General features: G+C 58.5%; 9 protein-coding genes. 4 read left to right on the top strand and 5 right to left on the bottom strand.

What is annotated here, in order from left to right; all coding sequences use genetic code 11:
- The first annotated feature begins 115 nt into the window (after nucleotides 1–115).
- Nucleotides 116–2,218 carry an ATP-dependent helicase gene (locus tag EOA13_RS11110; RefSeq protein WP_164780052.1) on the top strand — a complete coding sequence of 701 codons (2,103 nt, stop codon included), beginning with the start codon at nucleotides 116–118 and terminating at the stop codon, nucleotides 2,216–2,218.
- 257 nt (nucleotides 2,219–2,475) lie between these two features.
- The gene (locus EOA13_RS11105; RefSeq protein ID WP_127292443.1) at nucleotides 2,476–3,822 is read left to right on the top strand and encodes an IS5 family transposase; all 1,347 of its coding nucleotides are present in this window, start codon (nucleotides 2,476–2,478) and stop codon (nucleotides 3,820–3,822) included.
- A gap of 6 nt (nucleotides 3,823–3,828) precedes the next feature.
- On the opposite strand, the gene EOA13_RS11100 is transcribed toward EOA13_RS11105, so the two are convergent.
- Genes EOA13_RS11100 through zorA form a run of 5 tightly spaced genes read right to left on the bottom strand, consistent with a single transcriptional unit; the run spans nucleotide 3,829 to nucleotide 12,087 of the window.
- Entirely contained in the window at nucleotides 3,829–4,692 is an 864-nt protein-coding gene (locus EOA13_RS11100) for an ASCH domain-containing protein (protein WP_164780051.1), read from the bottom strand.
- Nucleotides 4,693–4,723: 31 nt separating this feature from the next.
- Nucleotides 4,724–7,708, bottom strand: coding sequence for a DEAD/DEAH box helicase (locus EOA13_RS11095; protein WP_127292437.1), 2,985 nt, complete (start codon nucleotides 7,706–7,708; stop codon nucleotides 4,724–4,726).
- Nucleotides 7,705–9,090, bottom strand: a complete 1,386-nt coding sequence (locus EOA13_RS11090; RefSeq protein WP_127292435.1) for an EH signature domain-containing protein — start codon at nucleotides 9,088–9,090, stop codon at nucleotides 7,705–7,707. Before EOA13_RS11090 ends, EOA13_RS11095 begins: the two co-directional genes overlap by 4 nt.
- The gene (locus EOA13_RS11085; RefSeq protein ID WP_127292434.1) at nucleotides 9,087–9,953 is read right to left on the bottom strand and encodes an OmpA family protein; all 867 of its coding nucleotides are present in this window, start codon (nucleotides 9,951–9,953) and stop codon (nucleotides 9,087–9,089) included. The genes EOA13_RS11090 and EOA13_RS11085 overlap by 4 nt, the downstream gene beginning before the upstream one ends.
- Nucleotides 9,954–9,963: 10 nt before the next feature.
- The gene (zorA, locus tag EOA13_RS11080; RefSeq protein WP_127292432.1) at nucleotides 9,964–12,087 is read right to left on the bottom strand and encodes an anti-phage ZorAB system protein ZorA; all 2,124 of its coding nucleotides are present in this window, start codon (nucleotides 12,085–12,087) and stop codon (nucleotides 9,964–9,966) included.
- 341 nt (nucleotides 12,088–12,428) lie between these two features.
- Here zorA and EOA13_RS11075 point away from each other — a divergent pair, with 341 nt between their 5' ends.
- Both EOA13_RS11075 and EOA13_RS11070 read left to right on the top strand, forming a co-directional pair.
- On the top strand, nucleotides 12,429–15,506 hold the full coding sequence (locus EOA13_RS11075; protein WP_127292431.1) for a DEAD/DEAH box helicase family protein: 3,078 nt from the start codon (nucleotides 12,429–12,431) through the stop codon (nucleotides 15,504–15,506).
- Nucleotides 15,507–15,509: 3 nt separating this feature from the next.
- The gene (locus EOA13_RS11070; RefSeq protein WP_206535272.1) at nucleotides 15,510–17,420 is read left to right on the top strand and encodes a DUF262 domain-containing protein; all 1,911 of its coding nucleotides are present in this window, start codon (nucleotides 15,510–15,512) and stop codon (nucleotides 17,418–17,420) included.
- Nucleotides 17,421–17,424: the final 4 nt, after the last annotated feature.

Raw genomic sequence — 17,424 nt, 5'->3', positions numbered from 1 at the left:
CTGCGCGCTGTCGTGCTCCGTGTTCGAAACTTGCTCACGCCGCGGTCCAAGGGGCAGACTGCAAGCACAGATCATTAGCTTCTGTAGACCATCGCCTCAGTTTGGGAACACTGACATGACTGACGCACAAGCTATTCCGACCAGGCCAATTGACGTCTCGGATCAGCAACTTGACGAATTTCAGCAGCGGTTCTGTAAGGCCCCCGGGGGCAATTTGCGCCTCCTTGCTCCTGCCGGCAGTGGTAAGACACAATCTCTTTTATGGCGGTGTGCAGAGCTTTATCGCCGAGCGGATTCGAAGGGCCGGTTCCTGGTCGTGACTTTCACCCGTGCAGCCCGCGACGAACTACGCGCACGACTTTCAAACCCCGATTTCGCGTTCATGGCGAGTGCTGTCGAAGTGGTGACTCTGAACGGCTGGGGCTTCAAAAGGCTACGCGCCAATCATCACAGCCCGCGCCTGCTGGTAAGTGAATTCGAAAAGTCAGGTTGCGTGCGAAATACGTTGCAGCCCGTCTGGCGCAAATTCCCTCGGATTGAGAAAGCCATGGAGGCGCAGCCCTACGTTGTTGACAAGGTTCTGAACGGCCTGATTGAACGACTGAAATCATTAGGCTTCGACCATGAAGCTCCGAGCATTTGGGCCGCCCACGACCAGATGGATTACCTCATGCGTCTGGGTTTGCTTTGGCAAATCCAAAATCTAATCGACCAGTTGGCCGAATGCGAGATACTGGCCGACAAGCGCCTTGAATCCTTTATCGAAGGTGTGCTGCCGTTTTGGGTCGACAGTTGTCAGACGATGATTGGGCAGGCTCTTTTTTCGCTGGAAGATCAGAAATATGTCGCGTTCCTGGATTTGCGCCGGCAGATTGCGGAGGATCGCTTTCCCACCGGCGGTTCGCGGTACACACAGGTACTCGTCGATGAATTCCAGGACATCAATCCGCTTGACCTCAACCTAGTCCGAAAAATTGTCGATCTGCACAAGGCTGACTTGACGATCGTGGGGGATGATGATCAAGCCATCTTCGAATGGCGGGGGGCGACACCCCACTACATCCTGCAACCTGATCAACATTTCGATCGTGAATTTTCGACCCACATCCTGGAACGAAATTATCGTTGCCCCAGAAATCTTGTAACGGCGTCACAGAAGCTGATCGTTAACAACAAGCGTCGAGAAGATAAGCGTGTCGTTGCGATGCAAACGGCAGATGCAGAGGTCCAAATCGTGAGGAGCGATAGGTTCGTCGAATCCATCGATGCTGTGATGGATGAAGTGCGATCTTTCCTCGCCAGCAACAGACCAAATGCGAAGCTTGCGATTCTTTCCCGGAAACGCGCGCAACTTATCCCGTATCAGGTTTTGATGGCGAGCGAGGATTTGCCCTTTTGTGCAGCTGAAGATCTTCAGATTTTCATGAGTGGTGCCTTTGAAAAGCTGCGCCATGCGCTGCAGACATGTGCAATGGCGCGAGCCAATTTCAGGCCGCCTGCGCTTGTGGACGACATAGTCAAGCTTTGCGACTTGGTGAAACGGTATCCGTTGAAAAAGGCGGAACGAGAAGCATTGGCCGGCCATTTGCGCACGAGCCGACCAAAAAGCTACGGCGACGCGCTCGATGCGATAGCAGCCTACCGCGGATCATTGAAAGGCCTCAACGAGGATGGCGCCGCCGGCCTCGTTTTCTGCCGGGTGCTGCGCGACCTCTTGGATGCGCCGACGGTAAGGGATGCAATCGCGGCATTGGGTGCGGGCTTTGCGGGGCTCAACCAGGATTATGGCAAATCGCAGGAAGACATATTTTACACCGATCCGCCCTTCCTCTACTTGGCGGAATTTGCGGGACGCTATGAGGACGACTTCCAACGCTTCATTGATGATCTTGACAGCGCACGCGATACGCTTGCTCGGCTGCCGGGCGAGGAGGACGCTTCAGGCGCTGCTGACGAACTGTGGCGCCGACCAGTTCATCTGATGACAGCGTTGCGCGCGAAGGGCAAAGAATACGATACCGTCATCATACTTGACGCCAATGATGGCATCTGGCCCTTGCGCCGGGCGGAAACGGCAGAAGCCAAGGAGAGTGAGCGCCGCTTGTTCTACGTCGCCATGACAAGACCAAAGCGCCGTCTCATGATTACGCTTAGTGGAAGGATTGGAGACCAACCCGCCAACCCGTCGCCGTATCTGACGGAAGCGGGTCTCTTGTAGCGATCCGCGTTCAAGCGACCTCAACAGCTTGAAGGATGGCTGCGAATGCGGATTCCGCGCGGAGCGCGGACACAAACCAGTCGGCCGTGAACTATCCGCAAGTCATTGATCTGGCCTCCTGATTAAGGTGGGCAGCGGCTTTGGAATTGCAGGATTTGCGGTGCTTGAGAGCTATTTTCTTGCTTTCGGTTTTGCGATTCCCTTGTGCTGCAGAGCGTGATTCACTCGTTTTGGCGGGGCGAATCGAGAGGATGGCGGTGTCCAGGCCACGCGAGAAGCGCGAGACGGGAGAACAGGACTTGTTCCGCTCCCGGCTCGATCAGATCATCAACCTGAAACACGAGCTGGTGCGGCTGGCGCAGGCGATCGATTGGCCGGTGCTGGAGGAGCGTTTCGGCGCGGTCTATTCGGACGGCCCTGGCATGCCGCCGCTATCGACCCGGCTGATGGCGGGGCTTGCGATCCTCAAGCACACTTTCAACCTGTCGGATGAGGTGCTGTGCGAGCGCTGGGTGGAGAACCCCTATTTCCAGTATCTTTGCGGCGAGGAATTCTTCTGCCATGAACTGCCGTTCGATCGCTCGTCGATGACGCGTTGGCGGGACCGCATGGGCGAGGAGCGGATCGTGGCGCTCTTGCAGGAAAGCCTCAGCATCGCGGTCAAGACCGGGGCGATGAAGCCGGCCGACACGCGCCAGGTGATCGTCGACACCACCGTGCAGCCGAAGAACGTCATGTTCCCGACCGACGCGAAGCTCATCCACCGGGCGCGTGAACGGCTGGTGCGGCTGGCCAGGAAGACGGGGCTCAATTTGCGCCAGACCTATGTGCGGGTCGGCAAGCTGGCGCTGATCAAGCACCAGCGCTATGCCCACGCCAAGCAGTTCAAGCGGGCCAACAAGGCGCTGCGCAGGCTCAAGACCTATCTCGGCCGGACCATTCGCGACATCTCCCGCCAGGTCGCCGACGATGCGGAGCTGGACGCGCTCTTCAAATGGCCGCTCTACCAGGCCTCCACCGTTCTCGAGCAACGTCAGCGCCAGCGCGGCCGCAAGATCTACAGCCTGCACGCGCACGAGGTGGAATGCATCGGCAAGGGCAAGGCGCATGCCCCTTACGAGTTCGGGGTGAAGGTGTCGCTCGCCACCACGCTGAAGCGCTCGAAGGGTGGCCAGTTCGCCCTGCATGCAAAAGCGCTGCCCGGCAATCCCTATGACGGCCACACGCTGGCAAGCGTCATCCCCGATATGGAAGAGACCATCGGCAACGAGATCGGCCGCATCCTCGCCGACGCCGGCTATCGCGGCCACAACGCACCGCAGAGCCACAAGTTCAGGGTCTTCACCAGCGGCCAGAAACGCCGCGTCACCCCGGCCATCAAGCGCCAGATGCGGCGGCGCTCGGCGGTCGAGCCGGTGATCGGCCACATCAAGGCCGAGCACCGGATGGGCCGCAACTACCTCGCCGGCCAGCAGGGCGACGCCCTCAACGCCATCCTGGCCGCCGCCGGCTACAACTTCTCCCTCCTGCTCAGGTGGCTGAAGGCTCTTTTGTGGCTGCTCATCGCCGCCCGCCAAAGTCAGCCGAACGAGATCGAAGCCTGATCCCTCTCATTGTTCACGGCCGACAAACCAGCCATGCGCTTCAGGCTCCTGTCCCTCATATGAGGCGAATGCGCGAAAAGCGCTGTGTCTGAACACATAACGGCCCGATCTACCATTCCTGAATCGCTCAACGCCAGGAATTCCAGCGATTGCGGTTTCAGCCTTCTTGTCCACCTCCGGCGGGAGGAAAACCCTGAATAGCGGTTCGGACTTCGGCATCCGGTCGACGAAGACAAAGCGCTTGCCGCTCCGTGTAGTGACCGACAGTTCAAGCATCTTGGTCTGCGAACTTCTGCGCGGCTTGACGGCGAAGCCGAGCTCTTCAGCCTTTAGCACGAGCTTGGATTCGAGGGCGGGGGAAATTTGCGGTTCCTTGCCAGATGACCTCAGGGAAGAATCGAATTTCTCCTCTGCATATCGGCGAGACGTTGAAGGGGGCAATGCAACGGACACCGCCTGCACTGTCGCGGCGTTCGACCGATTTAAGATAGCCGAATGCTGCTGCACGGCACGCATGGTTTCGACATCCAGATCGACCCAGGTAACGGGTCCGGAGGGACGCGTGAAAGGAACGGGCGCAGAAAACCGGTGGGCGTCCACCAGCACCCATGGTGTCAACCAGCCAGCTTGCGTCACCTCTTGAAATCTGCTCGACGGGACACCGTGAAACTCTATGGAATCTGCCAAGCCGGACGCTGACAATTGCGGCAGGACATCGACGAGTTTAACTACGCCTTCGATTTCTCGGCTGCCTTTACGAATGAGTGCGATCCGCCCGCGGATCGAGGTGGGCTGGGTTCGCAGCTCCCACGTCTTGTGGCCATCAAGGATCAGATCGATCCATGGCTCTCGAACGATGAGCGCTTTCATTTGCTTACTCTGATGTGAGGGATCGGATTGATCAATGCGTCGAGATGGTGGCCCCGAAAAGAGCGCCCAAATCTCCATCCGACACCGGCGGCGCCAGCATGTTGCGCGAAAGCGAACGCTTTCGGCTCAGGAGACGGTCCAGAGTGACATCGAAGGACGCGTCGCCCAATACTGGGTGAATCGCTATCGGCAGATGGATAGTCACCGGCTTGTCCTGCCCGATGCGATAGCAACGGTCATTGCACTGATCCTCAACCGCCGGGTTCCACCAGCGGCTAAGATGAATGACGTGGTTCGCGGCCGTGATGGTGAGGCCGATTCCCGCCGCCTTCGGGGACAGCACCAGTAGATCGAAGCCCTTTCGCGCCTCCTGAAACCGTTTGACATATTCCTGCCGCCGATGGCCGGAAACTTCACCGTTGATGATTGTCGGTTCGGCGTGAAGATCGAAGAGAGTGACGACAACTCCAGCGAAGGCTTTCTGAACGGCACGGTCTTCGATGAAGATCAGCGCCTTATCGCCCCCTGATTTGACTTGCCGCAAGATTTCGATCGCCCGTGTCAGCCGTGCAGATTGCCCGAGCCAAGTCGCTGCCGATTGGGTGTCATATGGATCGACCTCCCTGGCGCCTTCTGGATGCAGGGAAATCCCGCGCAATGCGTGAATCGCCTTAAGCATCGCTCCATGCGAGCGCTCGCCTGCCTGGGCGGAGCGAACGGCATCCATATAGGCCTCCGCTTGCGCGCCGGGCATGTGCGTCTGGTAGGACATGATCTTCTTTTCAGGCAACCCCTCTATGTGGTTTTCCTTCATTCTACGAAGCATCATTGGTGGCCCGTCGGCCTGCGGCTCGTCGAGCTTGTACTTGAGCGCCTTGAGATTGTCCGGCTGGTCCTCGGTATGAGCCTCGGAAAATCTCTTGAGGTCGCCTAGAAATCCGGGCGCCACTCGATCCATGATACACCACAGATCCTCGAGCCGGTTCTCGATGGGCGTTCCCGTCAGCCCCAACACGAAATCGGCGTTCATCGCCTTGGCGGCATGAGTGTTGATCGTGCGCGGATCCTTCACCTTTTGCATTTCGTCGAACACCGCGACCGAATAGCCAACCCGCGCGAAAGCGCGATGATTGTCGGCAAGGGTTTCGTAAGTGGTCAGGATCCAATCGGCGCGCTTCAAGGCGTCTGTGTCGAGGGAGTCCTCGGGAGACCAGGATTCCGATCGGGGCCGCTTCAGCCTCTTCAATCCCGGTCCGAACGCATCCATCCTGTCTCCCAGCGCATCCTGCGCAAGATGCTGTTCTGACTCGGCGATCCAGTTGTTCAGAAGCGCCGTCGGCGCGACGATCAGGATCGGGCCTCGCTGCAGCGGCGTCAGTGGTGCTGCTTGAGATTTCCGGTTCGCCCTGGTCCAGGCCAGGAAGCGTAAAGCTTGAAACGTTTTTCCCAAACCCATGTCGTCGGCCAATAGCACACCCGGTCGCCCCGCCACCCATGCATTGAGCAACCATGACAATCCCGTTTGCTGGTGCGGCTTTGCCCTGGTGCTCCCCATCAGTGCTGATGGCACTTCAAGCGGAATGGATGCAATCCGCCTAGGAGCAGCAAGCACATAGTCGGCGTCTTCCAGATTCTGCCGGATGAGAAGGACGCGCCTGTCGTCTTCTGCCAGTACCTCATCGCTTGCGGTCTGGCCGGGTTCTTCCCCCGTTTGGTCGATGCCGACCGGGGCAGAATCAACTGGCGCAATGTGAGCAAGCGCGCCCTCGACCTCGGATACGGAATAGTCCGTCCCCATAACGGCGACGGTCTCGTGTCCTTCGACCTTGGCGGCCTGAACCTGGTGCGACAGCTGCTCCACGCCCTCCTGGCTGAAGATGAGGGTCTTGTCGCGCAGCTTCAGCGCGAAACCTTCGGGCAGCCACTGACCCGCCTCGTTTTGCAACCAGGGAAGCGCTGGCCTTTCCCACACGCCAAGGCCGAGAACGCGTTCGGAATATTGTTGTGTCTCGACAAAAAGCGACGCGGCGACGGCATCGGCCGCCTCCCCGCCCAGCGCTTCCGAGAGCGCCGGCCGAGGGTTGCGGATAAAGGCCCGTCGCGCTTCCCGTGGAGCGGAGCGCATCTTTCGGACCACATCCAGTGCCTGCTTCAGGTCAGGATCAAGGACGACGAAGACGTTGCGCCCAAGGACGTAGGCATTGTGGGTGCGGCCGCTGGCCTCGTAACGCTCGGAAACGAATTTCTGTTGCAGTTCCGGCGGCAGAAGCGCGTCGGCAATTTCGTCGCGAAGCTTCCCCGTTGGTTCGTCCTCATCGCCTTCGACGGCGGGCGCCACGTCCTCGAGAGTAGCCGCCTTGCCTCGGCTCATCAGGACGGGCGTAAAGTCGGGGCCGTTTGACGTTTCCCTGACATCGAGCGCGAAGGACCCTGCCTGATAGATCGTAAGGCTGGAGAGATATTGGTCGGATTTGACCTCAAGTCCCGTGCTCTCGCGCAACGCTTCCTGTACCGGTTGCCATAGACCGATGCGAACTTCGATCGGTTGCCCTGCGCTCGCATTGTAGGATTCGATGGCCTCCGTCAGCCGGAACAACGCACCGGTCAGCCTTCCGGTGTCTTCACCGACCGTCACGAAAGCTCCGGCGCGGATTCCGAGAACGGGCCGGGTATTCGCGTCGTACCAGCGAACGCGGATTCGTCCGGTCGCCGAATCAATCCTGTCCTCGAAAGAGAGGGTTGCCGAGAGATGGGCCAACGGAGCTATTCCAAGCGTGCCGGCAATCGATGCCGGCAATCCCGTTGCGGCAGCGTGGGACAAAACGACGGAAGCCGGCTCTTGGCGAGCCTCCTGGGTGGCCACAGCCGATAAGATCACGCGCGCCGCGACCGCCTCAGCCCCGTCGAAGGTTTCCCACTGCGTTATCGGGACAGTTCGTCGTCCAAGAAATCCCTTCTGCTGCGCTTCTATATGGACGCCATCCGGTGCAACGCGCGTACGGAAGACAATGCTCATCCGCTAACCTTGTAGCTCGACGAGGGGATGCGAATGCCGTTCATCTGGTGAAGCTTGTTGGCCACTTTTGTTTGCCAGCTACTTGGCCCGTCAAGGGGCCAGTGGGTGACTGCAAAAACAGAATGATGGATCGAATCGCTCGCATTTGAACGGAGACGGTGCGGCCTATAAAGTCCCTCATACAATTGGGGCGCGTCGGCAGCTTCAGCATCATTCCAAATTATGCATTTACCCATATGACTCCATTCAGCAACAACGCCGCGGCCGACGCGTAGGATTAGGACACATTGGCCACTTTGCACGGAGCCATCAAATCTCCCATAGCGGAGCTCCTTTCCAAACGTATGGAAAGCGAGCCGGCTGGCAGCCGTATCAAACACAACCCATGCAGCGTGGATCAAGCCAAGCTGATAAACCGCCTCCCAAAATTTGCGTCGGTAAAGGAACATCCGTTCCAGCGCCACCTGATCAACAATGTCCAAAAACTGTCGCAACGTTTGCTTGGTGAGCCATCTTTTCGCGATGCCTGCCGCCTCTTCCATCCGGGTCCAGTTCCCAGGACGAAGCCGCGGATCATCGAAAAGGGCCAAAAGCAAATCAAGATATTGCTGTTTCAGGTCATCATCAGGTTCCCTGTCACCAAAAGCCAGCAACAAGGCGTTCGCGACTAGCGGTCCATGCGGCTCGAAAATTAGCTTGCGCTTGCCGTTGAGCGCGATGGCTTCAACAAGAGAAAGTCGTTCCACTGTTGATATAGCTTTGGTATTCGCGAGGCGTAGCAACAACTCACCTCCGCATGCTTGAACATAACCCGATAGCGAATCTTGAGCCCTTAACCCGGCTTTGGCGAGAATCTCGGTCGGCGATTTTCGCAGATCGAGTGCACGACCGGCTACGCTAGGAGGTCCCTTCTTCCAATCGAGCAAGGCGAATTCAGTCTGTAGTTCGGCCCAAGGCTTGCCGAGACGTTCGGCGATCCGGCAGAGCGTGGCGGAGGCTTCAGGCATACCAGGGCGTTCTGGCGCGAAGGAGTAGAGGAATGAGGATGCTAGCGCTCGCCCCGGAGGCTTGCGACCGCAACTCTCGATTCCGCCGAGGGCACTGCGCAAAGCGACGGGAACGTCGGCAAGCGGGGTCCGAGTCTGCCAAAGGCACCAGGCGGTGTCCTGCAATTCGCGGCTGGTTAGCGAATCGCCTTCGATGAGCCGCAGCAGAAGCTCACCCGCAATCTTGTCGTAATCTTTTCCATTGCGTTGCAAATCCATGCCGTCGCCACCGATGATACCTTGGGCGGCGCGCACTACGGCGGGTTCGTCTCGCAACTTGGGCGGCATCAACGGACGAGACGCAATCTGGCGGATGGCTTCCTTGAGAAGGCTCACGGCCGACCACCAAGCGCGTCGATCAGCGCCTCGATCTCGCCGCGCATGTCTTCAGTTTGGCCCAGCAACTGCTCCAACCGTTCACGACTGTCGTTTTCCATGACAAAGCGAAGATCAATGCGCCTGTTGGCGGCCCATGCGTCCGGCGTGTCGTCGAAGTTTGCCGGTCGTGTCGACGAATATCCCGATACCGACAAGATTTCTTGGCCTTCTCGGTTGAAGTACGTACGCAATTCCTTGGCGCTGTTGACCAATTGCTGAAACGTCTCCGCGGCGCGCGCTGTCGAGAGACGCCAGTTTTCGAGATCTGGCCCGCTCTTGTCGGTGTGGCCTTCGATAAAGACCGTTTCGATAACCGGTCTATCGTCTTGCACGCAATTCCTCGTGCCATCAGCAACTCTACAGGCGACATAGTTCCTAAGCACGGCGCCCAAGACCTGCGCAATGGCCTCAACGTTGCGCTGCGCTTGGCCTTCCAGCGTCCAGGAACTTGTTCCGAAGAGCACTGCATTTTCGGTGATGCGTAACACGTCGCTTTTCGGACTGATCACCACCTCGATGTTTTTTGCGGCTAGTTGGTCACGAATCTCCGTTAGAAGCCTTCGCCTCACCTCCGACGCCTCATCCATCTTCTTGATGTGGCTCTCGACTTCTTGGCTCAAGATCTCGATCTTCTGGGCGGCGTCCCGTGCCTTATCCAGCGCGGAGGTTTGGTCATCCGTCTTCGTCCGGAAATCGAGAGCAAAAACCATCAGCATGATGATGAAGATGAAGAGCACGCCAACCATCATGTCGGTCATCGAGACGAAGTAGTTTTCGCCTTCTTCGGCGGCTGCGTGATGTTCTTCCTCAACGGCCATCATGGGGCAGACCTCACTCGGCTGCTTGCGGGAGGAGAACGATACGCAGGTTTTCCACTCCCTCACTCAAATCCTTGGTATTTTCGTCGATTCCTGACAGCAATCCATTTAGCTTGCCTATCGCGTCGGCAAAACCCTGATCGACCTGCTGCACTCTCTTGGCGATGATCTCTCCTTGATCCTGCGCAGCCCTCGCAAGGCCTTCGACGGCGCCGGCCAAGCTTTTGTCGACGTTTTCGAAGCGTTCGGCATAAGATGCCCAAGCTGATGCCAGATGATCGTGATGCTGAATCAGCGCGTCGGCCAAGGAGCGCGAGGCGGTCTGGCCCGCCTGCAGAGCAGCTACCGAGGAAGTAACGGCTTCTCCCATTTTGTCGGTCGCGCCCGCGATACGCTCGCCGGACTGGAGCAGCGGTGCGGAAGCCGTGCGAACATCCTGGGCGGTACGCTGGAAAGCGTCGGCCACGGCGCGAGATTGGTCGGTCGTCTCCCGCATTGCATTGCCTTGAGCGACAAGCGTGGTTTCGGTTCCACGCATTGCCACAGCGAAGCGCTCGATCTCTTCGCGGATGGTGGCAAGGGCTCCTCCAAGGCCATCGCGCAATGCCTTGGCGGCTTCTGCAGATGCACCGCCAATAGCTTCCGCTGCGCCTGCCTGAGCCGCCGCGACGCGCTCGCGCGTTTCCTCGAGCTGTTTCGACAAGCCATCCTGGAAGCCACCGAGCCCGTTGTTGAACGTCGATACCTGTGCTTCCAGCCGTTCGAATACTCTCCCCATTGCTTCTTCGAGCCGTGCCGATGCGCCGGATGCCGCTTGGCCAAGGCTCTCGTCGACCTTGCGGTTCGCCTGCTCCATCGTCTCTCGCAGCGCAGCAACGACCTCGACCATTGCGACACGGCTCTGTTCGGAACTTGAACCGAGCTTGTCACCGGCATCCGAGACGAGCCGATTGAGGTTCTCAGCTGCCTCCGACAGTCGTCGGCCGAAATCGGCGCCGCTGCCGTGGATTCCGCGCTGCGCCTCGACCAGCGCGCCTTGCATCGACTGGAGTGTGGAAGCCAATTCGCGCAGTTCAGTTCCGGCGCCCCCCTGCACGCTCTCGCTGAACCGAGTAACAAGTTCTGCGACGCCAGATTGGCTATTAGTGGAAAGCTTTCCAACAGCCTGATCGATGCTTGCCGTCACAGGCGCCATGGCACTCGCAAAGGCAGTCTGGATCTGCGGCGAGAGGTTTTCGCCCATGCGAGCGAAGAAGTCAGCGGAATTAATCTGTTTCAACTCCGTGAGTTGGCCCGCCAGCGTTTCGTTCATCTCCGCAGTAATGGCCTGAGGCGCGGTGTAACGAAGTTTTCGCTCCACCGCTTTGCAGAATTTGTCGAAAACCGATTCGATGACTGAAAGATTGAGCTTGAACCAGAAGGACAAGAAAATCGACGCGCCAAGACCCGCGATCGAAGTCGAGAATTTGAATGTTGCAACCTGGAGCAACTCGCGCGTCGCAACCTGCATGCCTTCTGCATCCACGCTGTTGACGGCAGTTGCAGCTTTGTTGAGTGCGAGCACCAAACCCACAAAAGTCAATAGCAAGCCTATGCCGACAAAATACCCAGGGATGCTGCCGACGAGCTTCAACCCGAGCAGATGCTCACGCGCGACCGACATGTTGACAAAGGCCTGGGGACGCACGGTATTGCGATACACGCCCCCCTCCTCCTTTGGCGGAACAAGGGTCTCATCGAACTCTTTCCAAGCGTGGCCTAAGAGTGGATGCTGTTCAAGCCGCTTGTGCATGGACGGATATGATGTGGCAAAGTCGACCATATCCTTCGTCTTCTGCACGCGGCGCCTTATGCCGAAGATAGAAAGCGAAATCAAAATCGTGTGCATGACAGTGAAAGCGATAGCCAAGGCCGCTGCGAACGCCACCAAACTGCTAGCTATGGCGAACGCGAAACCTTGAGTGCTCACGCCTCTCAGGTCTCTATTTCCCACTTCTATGAGGGTCGCCCAAATCAGATCGACATCCAACCAGGCGAATGTCGAGGCAAGCGTCCATAATACAGCCGCAACAATGACCCAAAAAAAGATAAAGCGGATGGTGCCGTTCCACAGCAGCTTCGATGCGAAAATAGACATTTGAATCCCCGAGCCCTTCGCCTGTCAATACACCCCTCTCTTTAGAAGTTCTAGCTTACCTTGCCATGCTGGGAGTGGAGACACGAAATTTGATCGCGTAGTGCAGGACCCTGGCCCCCTGGCTTTCTGGGCTGCAATTCACTGGCTCACTGGAATGTCTCTTTTTCGCTAATTCGGTAATTCGTGAGGGTCAGCAAAGGATTTCACTGCCTTCGTCAAACGGCTGCCTTCGATCCATTTGCCCATTTGGCAAACGACATATCGGAATAACCACCACCTCAAGGTTGATAAACGAATTTCATCCCGTACAAGATACGCAAGATTCGCTCTGGGGGGCGGCCATGACTAAACCTTTTTACGCGGAGCCGATCCTTAATTCTCCATACTTGCCGCCGACGCGGCATCATGCGCTGGGGGATGACGGTCAACCGTTGGAACATCCGCCGATCGAAGGGCGGAGACGATCGAAATATGTGACGCCGGTGCCAAAGGCGCGGCGCTCGAGGTCGGGTTCGGCGCACGGCCAGACCTCGCTCGGCTTCGATGCCGAGGAAACCAGCGAAAGCGGCTACAACCCCACTCCGATCATCAACGAGATCCGAGGCCACATCGAATCCTGGCGCGCACTGCCGAATCCCAACGACTGGGGCGTGACGCCGGTGACCCAGCGTCTGCTGCAGCATTGGCGGCATCACGAATTCTCCAACCAGCAGCCGTTCTTCTGTCAGACCGAGGCGGTCGAGACTGCGATCTGGCTGGCCGAGGTTGCGCGCGGGCGAAAGCAGTATGCGCACATCTTTCGCCACCTGCAGGAGGCCAATCGCGATGCAAACCCGGAACTCTTTCGCCTTGCCCTGAAGCTAGCGACGGGCGCCGGCAAGACGACTGTCATGGCCATGCTGATCGCCTGGCAGTCGATCAACGCAGCGCGGCAGCCGAACTCGTCGCTCTTCTCGCGAGGGTTTCTGCTGGTGGCGCCCGGCATCACCATCAAGGATCGGCTGCGCGTGCTGAATCCTTCAGACACGGACAATTACTACCGCACGCGCGAGCTGGTTCCGGCCGAACTGATGACCGATCTCGGCAAGGCCAAGATCGTTATCACCAACTACCACGCCTTCCAGCGCCGCAAGGCGCACGACCTCAATCCCGTCGGCGAACGGCTGATGCAGGGGCGCACCGGCCAGCCGATCGAGAAGCAGGAAAGCGAAGGCGAAATGCTCGCCCGCGCTTGCGGCGAGCTCCTTCACCTGAAGAATATCGTCGTCATCAACGACGAGGCCCACCATTGCTACCGCGAGCGGCCAGGCACGGACGAGGAGTCAGAGGCGAAGGGCGAGGAAAAGGAAGAGGCGAAGAAGAACAACGAGGCCGCGCGGCTTTGGATTTCCGGGCTGGAAGCGCTTAAGCGCAAGGTCGGCCTGCGCGCTGTCTACGACCTTTCGGCCACGCCGTTCTTCCTGCGCGGCTCGGGCTACGAGGAAGGCACGCTGTTTCCGTGGGTGGTGTCGGACTTCAGCCTCGTCGACGCGATCGAATGCGGCATCGTCAAACTGCCGCGCGTGCCGGTCTCGGACAACGCCGTTAACGCCGAGGCGCCAGTCTATCGCAATTTGTGGGACCATATCGGCAAAGCCATGCCGAAAAAGGGGGCGGGCAAGTCCGGCGAACTCGACCCCCTTTCGATCCCCGCCCAGCTCCAGACCGCGCTGATCTCCCTCTATAGCCACTACAAGACTGAATATGACGAATGGCAGCGCGCTGGAATTTCGGTGCCGCCGGTCTTCATCGTGGTCTGCAACAACACGGCAAGCTCCAAGCTGGTCTATGAATGGGTCTCTGGATGGCAACGCGAGCGCGAAGGCCAGATGCAAACCATCCATCATGGGCATCTTGAGCTGTTCAGCAATTACGACAAGAACACGGGCGAGCCACTGCCTCGCATGAACACTCTGCTCATCGATTCCCAGCAGATCGAATCCGGCGAGGCGCTGGATGCTAGTTTCCATGAAATGGCAGCGGGCGAAATCGAGCAGTTCCGGCGCGAGAAGCAGGAGCGCGAAGGAGCTGCCGCCGGAAACATTTCCGATAGCGAGCTTCTACGTGAGGTGATGAACACGGTCGGTCAGAAAGGGCGCCTCGGCGAGCAGATCCGCTGCGTCGTTTCCGTCTCCATGCTGACCGAAGGCTGGGACGCCAATACCGTCACGCACATTCTCGGCGTCCGCGCCTTCGGAACCCAGCTTCTGTGTGAGCAGGTGATCGGCCGCGGTCTGAGGCGCCAATCCTACGAACTCGGCGACAATACCGACCCTGCTGGAAACCGACTGTTCGATACCGAATACGCCGACATCCTGGGCATTCCCTTCGACTTCGCCACCGAACCGCAGAAGGTCACGAAGAACCCGCCCAAGCCCGTCACGCGCGTTGCCGCCGTTCGGGAGCGCGAGCGCCTCGCTATCCGCTTTCCCCGCGTCGCGGGTTACCGGACGGAGCTGCCGCCGGATCGCATCTCTGCAACGTTTACACCAGACTCGACATTGACGTTGACGCCGGAGTTGGTCGGCCCCTGCGAGACCCGCCTTGAAGGACTCGTTGGCGAAGGCCACGACATCTCGCCGGATGCGCTTGATGACATGCGGCCGAGCGAAGTGGGGATGCATCTGACCAAGCGGCTGGTGGAACGGTACTTTCGCGACGGCGACCAGGACCCGCCCTACCATCTGTTCAATCTCGTCCAGCCGATCACCCGGCGCTGGATTCAAAACCACCTGAAGACTTCCGGCGGCACCAAGATTGGCATGCTCACCTATGCCGAGATCGCCGAAAAAGCCGCAAGCCTCATCTATTCGGGCATCGTTCGCGAAGCGAGCGCCGACGGTGCGCCGGTCGTAAAGGCGATGCTCGACCCATACAATCCACACGGCTCGACCAATCATGTCGCCTTCAATACCACCAAGACGAATCTGTGGACGACTTCACCCTTGAAGAGCCACATCAACTACGTCGTCTGCGACTCTGACTGGGAGGCGGAGTTCGCCCGCGTCGTCGAGGGTCACCCTTCAACCCTCTCCTACGTCAAGAACCAGGCACTGGGCTTCGAAATTCCCTATCTCAACGGCTCCGTCACGCGCCGCTATCTGCCGGACTTCATTGTCCAGATCGATGACGGGCGCAGTGCGGACGACCCGCTCAACCTCGTCGTCGAAATCAAAGGGTTTCGCGGTCTGGATGCGCGGCTCAAGGCACAGACCATGGAAAATCTCTGGGTGCCGGGCGTGAACAATCTGAAGAATTTTGGACGATGGGCTTTCGCCGAATTCCGCGATGCGTTCGCGATCCAGGAAGAATACGGAAAGCTGATGGATAGCCTCATCGCCTCCAGCACAAACAGGAATCAATTAAGGGAGATCGCGTAAATCATGGCGGGGGCCGCATTCCAGACCAATCCTTATAATCTCCATAACCTCCTCCAGAGCTGTCACAGTGGGGCGCTTCAGCTCCCCGATTTTCAGCGAAGCTGGGTCTGGGACGAAGACCGCATAAAGAGCTTGATCGCCTCCGTATCGCGGGCATTTCCAGTCGGCGCCTTGATGACGCTTGAGACGGGCGGAGAGGTTGACTTCAAGCCACGTCCTGTCGAGGGAGCGCCCGATCAGGCCAAGAATGCTCAGCCCTCATCCCTGCTATTGGACGGGCAGCAACGGATGACGTCGCTTTATCAGGTCACAATTCGCAATTCGGTCGTGGAGACCGTGACACCGAAAAAGAAAAAAGTCCGGCGTTGGTTCTACATCGACATTCTGAAGGCTCTTGATCCAGCGGTCGACCGCGAGGACGCCATTATCGGCGTGCCGGAAGACAAAATCATTCGCGAGAACTTCGGCAAGGAAGTGGTTCTTGACCTTTCGTCCCGCCAGGCCGAGTTCGACAACCTGATGTATCCAGTTGCCATGGTGTTCCACTGGAACGAGTGGCAGATGCAGTTTATCGGACACAGCAACGCCAAAGGCGACTTTCAGGAGAAATGGCCGATCATCAACCGCTTTCACGACGAGATCGTCGCCAATTTCGCCAGCTATCAGGTTCCGGTTATCGCGCTGGGGAAGAACACCTCGAAAGAAGCCGTCTGCGTGGTCTTCGAAAAGGTGAACACTGGTGGGAAGCCGCTCGACGCTTTCGAACTCGTGACGGCCATGTATGCCGCAAGCGGCCACGAGCTTCGCAAGGATTGGTTTGGCGGCGATGGCACAAAGGGGCGACATCGGCTGTTCGCCGAAACCTTGCACCCAGCGGGTCACGAAACCGGCATCATCGCCAACGTCGCCAACACGGATTTCCTGCAGGCAATCTCGCTCTTCCACACGCGCGACCGCCGACGTGCCGCTGAGGCTGCGGGGAAGCATGGCAAGGAATTGCCGCCCGTCACCGGCAATAGACAGGCGCTGCTGAGCTTGCCACTCGAGTCCTACCAAAAATACGAGAAGCAGGTGGAGCGCGGTTTTCTGCAAGCGGCAAAATTCCTGCACATGCTCCATATCTACCGGATCTTCGACCTGCCCTATCAGTCGCAGATCGTGCCGCTCGCTGCGATCCTTGCCGATATCGGGGACGCGTGGGAGCACGAGGCCAATCGGGCCAAGCTGGTTCAGTGGTACTGGAGTGGCGTGTTCGGCGAGCTGTACGGCTCGGCCGTGGACACCCGCATCGCTCGGGATTTCACGGAAGTCCCGGCCTGGCTGAAAGGCGGCGATGCTCCCTCGACTATCAGCGAGACCATGTTCCGTTCGGATCGCCTCAAGACTATGCGCATGCGCCTGTCGGCGGCGTATAAGGGGGTCAACGCCTTGCTGATGAAAGAAAGGGCTCAGGATTTTCGGTCCGGCCAGGAATTCGACCACACCGTCTTCTTTGGCGAGAACGTCGACATCCACCACATCTTTCCGCAGGACTGGTGCCGCCGGCAGTCGATCAAGCCTGATGAATTCGACTCGATCATCAACAAGACGCCTCTTTCGTACAAGACCAACCGGATCATCGGTGGGGTCGCGCCGTCGCAATACCTGACGCGTCTCGAGGCTGGCAGCGAAACGAACCCTCGGATCGAGCCAGCGAAACTAGACGCCTATCTTGCCTCCCATCTGATCCAGCCGGCGCTCTTACGCGCCGACGACTTCAAAGGATTCATGGCCGAACGCCAGAGGCGCCTTCTCGCGTTGATCGAAACCGCAATGGGCAAGGAAGCCTACAAGGGCGACGTTCCCGAGGAAGGTGAGGACGACGAGCGTGACGATGACGGTGTCGAAGCCGAAATGACCATCGCGGCGGAGTGAACGG

This window comes from Mesorhizobium sp. M7A.F.Ca.US.011.01.1.1, assembly GCF_003998295.1.
Taxonomy (GTDB): Bacteria; Pseudomonadota; Alphaproteobacteria; order Rhizobiales; family Rhizobiaceae; genus Mesorhizobium.
Note: the sequence above shows the minus strand (reverse complement) of the source record. Positions and strands in the feature narration are given on the sequence as shown.

Bases quoted from the DNA above. Each gene is read 5' to 3' on its own strand.
- EOA13_RS11110 (WP_164780052.1), top strand. From the start codon at position 116: ATGACTGACGCACAAGCTATTCCGACCAGGCCAATTGACGTCTCGGAT.
- EOA13_RS11100 (WP_164780051.1), bottom strand. From the start codon at position 4,692: ATGAAAGCGCTCATCGTTCGAGAGCCATGGATCGATCTGATCCTTGAT.
- EOA13_RS11095 (WP_127292437.1), bottom strand. From the start codon at position 7,708: ATGAGCATTGTCTTCCGTACGCGCGTTGCACCGGATGGCGTCCATATA.
- EOA13_RS11085 (WP_127292434.1), bottom strand. From the start codon at position 9,953: ATGATGGCCGTTGAGGAAGAACATCACGCAGCCGCCGAAGAAGGCGAA.
- zorA (WP_127292432.1), bottom strand. From the start codon at position 12,087: ATGTCTATTTTCGCATCGAAGCTGCTGTGGAACGGCACCATCCGCTTT.
- EOA13_RS11075 (WP_127292431.1), top strand. From the start codon at position 12,429: ATGACTAAACCTTTTTACGCGGAGCCGATCCTTAATTCTCCATACTTG.
- EOA13_RS11070 (WP_206535272.1), top strand. From the start codon at position 15,510: ATGGCGGGGGCCGCATTCCAGACCAATCCTTATAATCTCCATAACCTC.